The organism is Lacticaseibacillus salsurae, assembly GCF_045862175.1.
In the GTDB taxonomy this organism is placed as follows: Bacteria; Bacillota; Bacilli; order Lactobacillales; family Lactobacillaceae; genus Lacticaseibacillus; species Lacticaseibacillus salsurae.
In genome coordinates, this window is sequence record NZ_BAAFZI010000073.1 from 1 (window position 1) to 7,517 (window position 7,517).

Here is a 7,517-nt window from a genome sequence, read left to right on the forward strand (position 1 = left end):
GGTTGATCCGGAAACTGGTGAATGGAAAGGTTCCGGTATCGAAACGTTATTTTAAAACAAGACAGCTCTCAGTGAACTGCCTTGCAGGTAAATCGAATTCAGTTCCAACAAATTGGGTAAAGGTCAGTCAGCGGATCGATCGACGCTTCTTTTTTCAACCGCCGATCATTGAGCACGCGAGAGTTGAACTGCCAGTTGGTTTCCCACATGGTGATTTCTAGAAACAAATACCCGATCAATAAAAACGGCCAGCCGACATCGATACCATCCAGCGCTTGATAGTTCGCCACATAAGCAGGAATCGCAAATAAAAAGCCAAACGGATAATATAACCAGCGCTTCATTGTCAAAGGCCGCGCAAAGCGATGCGCCACCACGGTCAAGATCATCGGGAAAATCACCCACCAAGCTTGATGCCAGTCCATCATCCAAATAAACCAGCTACCACCAATGAGCATCATGGCGATCGTCATTGAACGGGTGCGGGTGGATAACAAGGCATAAAGCATCGTGATCAACTGAAAGTTTAAAAAGGTCCAGCCATAGCCGACCGGGTGGCCTGCATTGGCGATGTTGAGCAGTGAATCCACATGAAAAAACAGCAAGAATGCTGCTGTCAAGCCGATCAACGTGGCATTGCGGTGGTGCACGATGAACGTCTGGCGCTTGGTTTGTTCGATCCAAACATACAACCAAATAAAGCTGATCAAAATGATCAAGTTCGCCATAAACGTGACCAACCGTAAACCCCAGATCTCCATCTTGCACCTCCTTTTTAAATGCATAATTGGGGCTATCATACCATAAACCCTGAAATAATATTATAGGATTCGCCTTGTATTCTGGCCAACTCTGACCGAAAATGGAAGTGTAGGCAGGATTTTTGGACTTGAAGAGGAGATAACAACAATGGTTAAGCCTCAAACAAGACAGGAGCTACTGATTGCTTCACGGACAAAATTTGATGAATTAACAGCATTGATCAATGCCTTGCCCGCTGCAAGCAAGACCAAAGAATTCAGTTTCAAAGGCCGCGACCGCAACTTACGCGATATCTTGGTGCACCTCAGCGCATGGCAGGCTTTGTACTTACATTGGAGCACCACCAACTTAAAAGGCGAACAGCGTGTGCGCTTTTTGCCTAAAGGCTACACTTGGCAAACCAGCAGCAAGCTGTCTGAACAACTGCGGCAATTGAATCAAGACCTCAGTGTCGACGAGGCGTTCAAGCGCCTGCAAAACACGCATCGTAAAATGATTCGCCAATTCGAATCTTTGCAACAAGAGCAATTATTTACCCATAACTTCTTTAATTGGACTGGGTCTTCTACATTAGGCGATTATGCCAGTTTGTTCTCGGCTGAACGCTATGAATGGGCGATCCGGCGTTTACAACACTTCCGTCACGACTTGGCGCAAAAGCCTTTAGTGACTCAATAAGTGATTCGCAGAGTTGAAACCAAATTTGGTTTCAGCTCTTTTTACTTGCCTTCCCAAATTCTTCACATGCCTTCGCTATACTGAGGCTATTCAAATTGCTGGAGGCCGACATGTTAGAACTGCTATTCCTAGTATTCGTTGCACTGGAACTGGTGACGATCGTCATTTACCTGCGCTTGCAAAAGTATGTGAATCAAAAATATCCGTCATTGCATCAACAAGCGCATGCGACGCCATTTGAGAAGTGGCGCGAACAACAACACGTGACCTATATCCTCAGTGGCTATTCGCAACAACCTTATCACCAAATCAAAGCGATCGGCCTCTGGATGCTCCTCGCTTTTGTGTGTCTGGGTGGGTGTGCTGCGAATTTCTTCGTGTCAGACTTCGTTAACTGGCCAGCCTTCATTTTTCCGATCGGGTTGTTAGTGAGCGGTGTAGGTTTTATGCACGCCCAACGCCGTCAATTAATGGTGCAACTGCCGGCATGGCAAGCCTTCGTTGAACATGATCCAGAGACTGCCGCAAGCCTCGGCGTGACTGAAGCGAGCTTACCTCAACTCAAACTGCGGATCACAAAATTGATGAATTTGTATTGGGTGTGGTTGTTGGCGATCGTTTTTGTGGTGATCGCGATGTTTTGCGCCATTAGTTTGAAATTCTAGATCATGCAAAAAGCCTCAAATCGGATATCGCTTCCGATTTGAGGCTTTTCAGCTTACGCGTGTTGGGCAAGAATGTCTTGTGCGCGCTTGACTTCTTTTTTCACATTGGAAACTGCGGTGCCACCTAAGCTGGTGCGGCGGTTGACGGCAGCTTCGGAAGACAATTCGGTGTAAACATCATCTTCAATTTGTGGCGCTGCTTGTTGCAGTTCAGCTAGCGGCATATCTTGAAGCGAGGTTTTGGTTTGAATGCCTTTGAGCACGAGTTCGCCGACAATTTCATGGGCTTGGCGGAATGGGACGCCTTTAGTCGCAAGGTAATCGGCCAATTCCGTGGCGTTAGAGAAGTCGTTTATCGTGGCGTCATGCATTTTTTCAGGATGGACCGTTAAGGACTCGATCATCCCAGAGAAAATGTGCACGGATCCTAAAATGGTATCAAAGGCATCAAAAATTGGTTCTTTGTCTTCTTGCATGTCTTTGTTGTACGCCAGCGGGATGGCTTTCATGGTGGTCAACAAGCCCATCAATGCGCCATAGACCCGACCGGTTTTGCCACGAGTGAGTTCAGCAAAGTCGGCGTTTTTCTTTTGTGGCATGATGGAGCTGCCAGTAGAAAAGGCGTCAGACATTTCGATGTAGTTGAACTCGTAGGTGCACCAAAGGATCAATTCTTCAGCTAAACGAGACAAGTGTTGCATTAAAATCGCGGCGTTGGATAAGAATTCCAAAGCGAAATCACGATCAGATACCGCATCTAAGGAGTTGTGATAAACCGCATCGAATCCGAGTTGGTCCGCAACGAATTCACGATCGATCGGGAAGGTGGTCCCAGCTAAGGCTGCGGCGCCTAAAGGCAAGATGTCAGTGTGCTTTTGGTTGAATTCAAAACGTTCATAATCGCGTTGGAACATTTCGAAATACGCTAACAAGTAATGCCCATAAGTGATCGGTTGTGCGTGTTGCATGTGGGTGTAGCCTGGCATGATAGTACCGGCATGCTCGTCGGCTTTTTCCACCAAGACACTTTGCAAATCGCTGATCGCTGATTTGATTTCTGGTAGGCGATGCTTCAACCACAAATGCAAGTCAGTGGCGACTTGGTCGTTACGTGACCGAGCGGTGTGTAACTTACCAGCCACTGGGCCGATCAAATCGGTGAGCATACTTTCCAAGTTCAAATGGATGTCTTCATTGGCGATGGTGAAGTGCAATTCACCAGCATCGAGCTTTTGTTGGAGTTGGTGTAAGCCGTCAGTGATCGTATCCGCGTCTTTTTGTGGAATGATGCCAGTTTTGCCTAACATTGCCACATGCGCCAAGGAACCTTCGAGATCTTCATGCGCCATGGCTTGGTCGAATCCAATCGAGGCGCCGAACTTGTCGACCCAAGCCGCCGCTTTCTGGGTGAACCGGCCGCCCCATAGTTTATCAGTCATTGTTTACCTTATCCTTTGCTTGAGAGTGTACATGGTTGACTTGTTCGTAAACTGTTGCTGGCAAGGTCCATAACTTGATGAAACCAGCGGCTGCTTCTTGATCAAAGGAGTCAGCAGATGTATAAGTGGCGAGGTTTTCATCATATAAGGAGTTAGGGGACTTACGAGCAACCGCTGTGACATTGCCTTTGTAAAGCTTCATCTTGACGACACCGTTGACGTTCTTTTGAGTTTCATCAACGAAAGCCATCAAGGCGTCAAATAATGGGGTGATCCACTTAGCTTCATAGATCATGTTGGTGATTTGTTGTTCAATCAATGGCTTGTAGTGGGCGATGTCGCGTTCCAACGTCAAGTTTTCCAGTTCGTGGTGAGCGGTCATGATCACTGCAGCACCAGGGGCTTCATAAACTTCACGCGACTTGATGCCGACCATCCGGTTTTCGATTTTATCGATGCGGCCGATCCCATTGTCACCAGCGACTTTGTTCAAGTTCTTGATCAACGTGGCCAAAGGCATTGGGGTGCCATCGATGGCAACAGGCAAGCCTTTTTCAAAAGTCAGATCCAAAAAGACGGGTTCGTCTGGCGCTTCTTCAGGAGAAACGCTCATGCCCCAAGCATCGTCAGGCGCTTGGTTCCATGGGTTTTCCAAAATGCCGGCTTCGTTAGCACGGCCCCAAAGGTTGCAGTCGATGGAATATGGGGACTTCTTGCCGATCGGCACTGGGACGTTGTGTTCTTTAGCGTAGTCGATTTCTTCTTCACGAGACCAGTGGAAGTCACGAATTGGGGCTTCGATTTCAAGGTCTGGATCTAAGGCATGGATCGCGGCTTCAAAACGCACTTGGTCATTGCCTTTACCAGTGGAGCCATGGGCGATGGCAGTGGCACCATGATCATGAGCAATGTTGACCAAGTGGTCGATGATCAAAGGACGTGATAAAGCGGAAACCAAAGGATAGTCGCCTTCGTATAGGGCGTTTGATTTGATCACAGGGGCCACATACTTGTCAGCAAATTCATCTTGGGCGTCGATGGCATAAGATTCAGAAGCACCAACTTCCAAAGCCTTCTTTTGAATGAAGTCCATGTCCGTGCCTGGTTGGCCGACGTTTAAGCAAACGGCGATGATTTCGTCATAGCCTTTGTCTTTGAGCCAAGGAATAGCAACAGAAGTATCCAAACCACCGGAATAAGCCAATACGATTTTTTTAGTCATGAGAAAATCCTCCTAGAATTTTTTAACAAGTATTAACAGATCAATTAAGCCATGCGACGTTCAACAAACCCTAACGCCCGGGTGAGAATGAAGGTCATGGCGAAGTAAATCAACGCCACGATCATCATTGGGAAGAACGGCTGGAACGAGGCGCCTTGAACCGTGGAGCCTTCAAACATCAATTCTGACGCACCGATCACGGACAACACGGAACTTTCCTTGATATCGGTGACGAATTCGTTACCTAACGCTGGCCAAATGTTCTTGATGGCTTGTGGTAACACCACATAACGGGTGGTGGCACCACTGGATAAGCCTAAAGAACGGGCAGCTTCAGTTTGACCAACTGGCACTGAGTTTAAACCAGAACGGATGATTTCAGCGACATAAGCCCCAGAGTTGATGCCCATGGCGATCGCGCCGGCAGTGAAGGCTGAAAGACTTAAGCCTAAGACTTGAGTCCCGAAGAACACGATGAAGGCTTGAACCATCAAAGGCGTGCCGCGGATAAATTCCACATAGACGGCGCTGATGGCTTTTAAGATCCACAGCTTCGAACGCCGCATCAACGCTAAGATCGTGCCTAACACGGTACCAGCAATGACCGTTAAGAACGCAAACAGCAACGTGTTTAAAGCCCCTTTAACAAAGAAGCCGCTGTATTTGGCCCAAAACCCTTGGGACTGGTTTTGCAAGGTGTAAGCTTGATCCAAGTACTTTTTCCACAAGCCTTGTTTTTGCATCGAGCTAATGGATTTGTTGATCTGGGCAGTCAAGGCGGTGTCACCTTTTGGCAAAGCGACCACAGTAGGACTTGCTGCCGTGGCAAAATGTGGATCCACCATCATCAGTGACTTGTTTTTTTGGACATAAGCGCCGGCGATGATAGAGCTCATGACCCCAGCGTCGAGCTTATTATAGGAAACTTGGGCGACCACATCGTTGGCTTTTTGCAAGCTGTGGATCTTGGCGCCTGGCAATTGTGCTTGGGCAATGGCTTCTTGGGTGGTTTGCTTTTGAGCCCCAACCGTTGCGCCTGAGAAGTCGGCGACGTTTTTGTACTTGGCTTTGTCCGACTTGCGGATCACGACGATTTGTTTTTCATACATGTAAGGCTTGGAGAAGTTGACTTGCTTGGCACGTTCTGGGGTTTTGGACATCCCAGAAATGACCATGTCAACTTTGCCAGTCTTCAAGCCGCCGATCAAGGCATCAAAACCCATTTCCTTGATCTGTAACTTCACGCCCATGTCCTTGGCGATTTTTTGCGCTAAGGACACATCTGCGCCAACGATTTTATCTTGGCCATCGACTGTCGCGTGAAATTCAAGCGGCGCGTAGTCGGCGGATAGCCCGACAGTAATGTACCCGCGGTTTTTGATCGCCTGTACGCGACTAGTCGCCGCGTCTACTGGATGCACGCTTCCGGCTACGATAAAGGCTAACAATGCGAGCAATGCAAAAGCCCACCGTTTCAAATTTTTCATATCCCGCCAACTCCTAAAAGTGAATTTTTATTGAATATATACCCAATTGGCGGAATATGCAAGCTTTTGTGTAAAAAATACAAAAATTATTCAGTGCGGTACGGCTGCAGGAACGCGGCAATGTAATGGTAGAACTGCGTATTGTCTTTCACATAATCGCTGTGCGTGGCGCCTGGCACGATGCGCAAAATGCTGATGGGAATGGCACTGGCAATTGCCACGGTTTCTGATTTTTTGACGACATCTTTTTCACCAGCGATCACAAAAGCTTGTGCCGTGATACGGTGCAGAGATTTGGTCGAAATGTGCGGTTCATTCAACATCAAGCTCATCAAAGGATCATGTTTGCGCCAGTTGATCAAGCGCACCCCAAAGCGTGCGCCAGGTTTGATCCCTTGAGGCGTCAAGTTGCCCCCAGCTAATACGACTTTGTGCACCAAACTTGGGCGCTGGCTGGCAATGAGCATCGACACGATCGCGCCATCAGAAAAACCCACCAACGTGATGGGATCTAGGCGCAACGCGTCAGCGAAATTCATGATATCATCGGCCATTAATTGATACGAGATCGGCACGTCTGCTTGGCTTTGACCATGGTCGCGGGCATCAATGGCATACACGGTATAGTCGCTGGCGAGTTTGGCTTGTAGATCCGTAAAAATGGTATGGTCTTCACCGTTACCATGTAGCAAGATCAGCGGCTCGCCGGCGCCGACTTGGGTATAAAATAAACGGATCTGATTGACTGTAATTTCCATAATGTCCCTCCGATAGCTGTATTGTACAACATGTTGCAAGCGATGCGAATCAAACCCGCCGTCTAAAAGCATTCAAGCCATGTTCCTGGATTATTCACCTCGGTATTGGGGACATGAAATCGCATCTGGCCGGTCTGAAAGCAACGTTTGGAGCGTTGCGAATACTGACTGAGCGGAGAAGTTGGTGATCGATGCACCACGAACAGACCGACCCAGTTTTCGGCTCGACGCACGACCTATTCAGTTATTCAGTTCAGGTCGCCAACTGATGGACTTCGTCCATGAGCCGACTAAACCAGTTCTTGTAAACATAGTTAGAAGCAAGATGAATCACCACACGACGGGCGTGCCAAGTAATCCTACCGGCGATGTGAAAGAGACTGAACCGTAGCGAGGAGATGGTTGAACGACGGTCTTCCGAGACAAAGAGCTGTTTAAAGAGCTGAACCAGGTTATAGGCAATACCGGTGATCAAGGCTCGTGCAGTGTTCCGTGCAAAAGTTGAG

General features: G+C 48.1%; 8 protein-coding genes. 2 read left to right on the forward strand and 6 right to left on the reverse strand.

The annotated features are described in order from the left end of the window. Window positions 1-98: 98 nt before the first annotated feature. A complete protein-coding gene (locus tag ACKTSG_RS12980; RefSeq protein ID WP_407895348.1) occupies window positions 99-761 on the reverse strand; it encodes a hypothetical protein in 663 nt (220 codons plus the stop codon). 148 nt (window positions 762-909) lie between these two features. Here ACKTSG_RS12980 and ACKTSG_RS12985 point away from each other — a divergent pair, with 148 nt between their 5' ends. Then, window positions 910-1,440, forward strand: a complete 531-nt coding sequence (locus ACKTSG_RS12985; RefSeq protein ID WP_407895350.1) for a ClbS/DfsB family four-helix bundle protein — start codon at window positions 910-912, stop codon at window positions 1,438-1,440. Window positions 1,441-1,550: 110 nt separating this feature from the next. Further along, window positions 1,551-2,105 carry a hypothetical protein gene (locus ACKTSG_RS12990; RefSeq protein ID WP_407895352.1) on the forward strand — a complete coding sequence of 185 codons (555 nt, stop codon included), beginning with the start codon at window positions 1,551-1,553 and terminating at the stop codon, window positions 2,103-2,105. Window positions 2,106-2,158: 53 nt separating this feature from the next. On the opposite strand, the gene argH is transcribed toward ACKTSG_RS12990, so the two are convergent. The 5 genes from argH to ACKTSG_RS13015 form a co-directional block, all read right to left on the reverse strand. Next, on the reverse strand, window positions 2,159-3,544 hold the full coding sequence (gene argH / locus ACKTSG_RS12995) for an argininosuccinate lyase (RefSeq protein ID WP_407895354.1): 1,386 nt from the start codon (window positions 3,542-3,544) through the stop codon (window positions 2,159-2,161). Then, window positions 3,537-4,766 (reverse strand): argininosuccinate synthase, encoded by a 1,230-nt coding sequence (locus ACKTSG_RS13000; RefSeq protein ID WP_407895356.1) that lies wholly within the window; start codon window positions 4,764-4,766, stop codon window positions 3,537-3,539. The genes argH and ACKTSG_RS13000 overlap by 8 nt, the downstream gene beginning before the upstream one ends. A 44-nt stretch (window positions 4,767-4,810) precedes the next feature. After that, complete coding sequence (locus ACKTSG_RS13005) at window positions 4,811-6,253, reverse strand: ABC transporter substrate-binding protein/permease (RefSeq protein WP_407895358.1); 1,443 nt, start codon at window positions 6,251-6,253, stop codon at window positions 4,811-4,813. A gap of 86 nt (window positions 6,254-6,339) precedes the next feature. Further along, a complete protein-coding gene (locus ACKTSG_RS13010; RefSeq protein ID WP_407895360.1) occupies window positions 6,340-7,011 on the reverse strand; it encodes an alpha/beta fold hydrolase in 672 nt (223 codons plus the stop codon). A 253-nt stretch (window positions 7,012-7,264) separates the two neighbouring features. After that, on the reverse strand, window positions 7,265-7,517 hold a 253-nt coding region (locus ACKTSG_RS13015; protein ID WP_407891817.1), incomplete at its 5' end, for a transposase.

Bases quoted from the DNA above. Each gene is read 5' to 3' on its own strand.
- argH (WP_407895354.1), bottom strand. From the start codon at position 3,544: ATGACTGATAAACTATGGGGCGGCCGGTTCACCCAGAAAGCGGCGGCT.
- ACKTSG_RS12990 (WP_407895352.1), top strand. From the start codon at position 1,551: ATGTTAGAACTGCTATTCCTAGTATTCGTTGCACTGGAACTGGTGACG.
- ACKTSG_RS12980 (WP_407895348.1), bottom strand. From the start codon at position 761: ATGGAGATCTGGGGTTTACGGTTGGTCACGTTTATGGCGAACTTGATC.
- ACKTSG_RS13005 (WP_407895358.1), bottom strand. From the start codon at position 6,253: ATGAAAAATTTGAAACGGTGGGCTTTTGCATTGCTCGCATTGTTAGCC.
- ACKTSG_RS13010 (WP_407895360.1), bottom strand. From the start codon at position 7,011: ATGGAAATTACAGTCAATCAGATCCGTTTATTTTATACCCAAGTCGGC.
- ACKTSG_RS12985 (WP_407895350.1), top strand. From the start codon at position 910: ATGGTTAAGCCTCAAACAAGACAGGAGCTACTGATTGCTTCACGGACA.
- ACKTSG_RS13000 (WP_407895356.1), bottom strand. From the start codon at position 4,766: ATGACTAAAAAAATCGTATTGGCTTATTCCGGTGGTTTGGATACTTCT.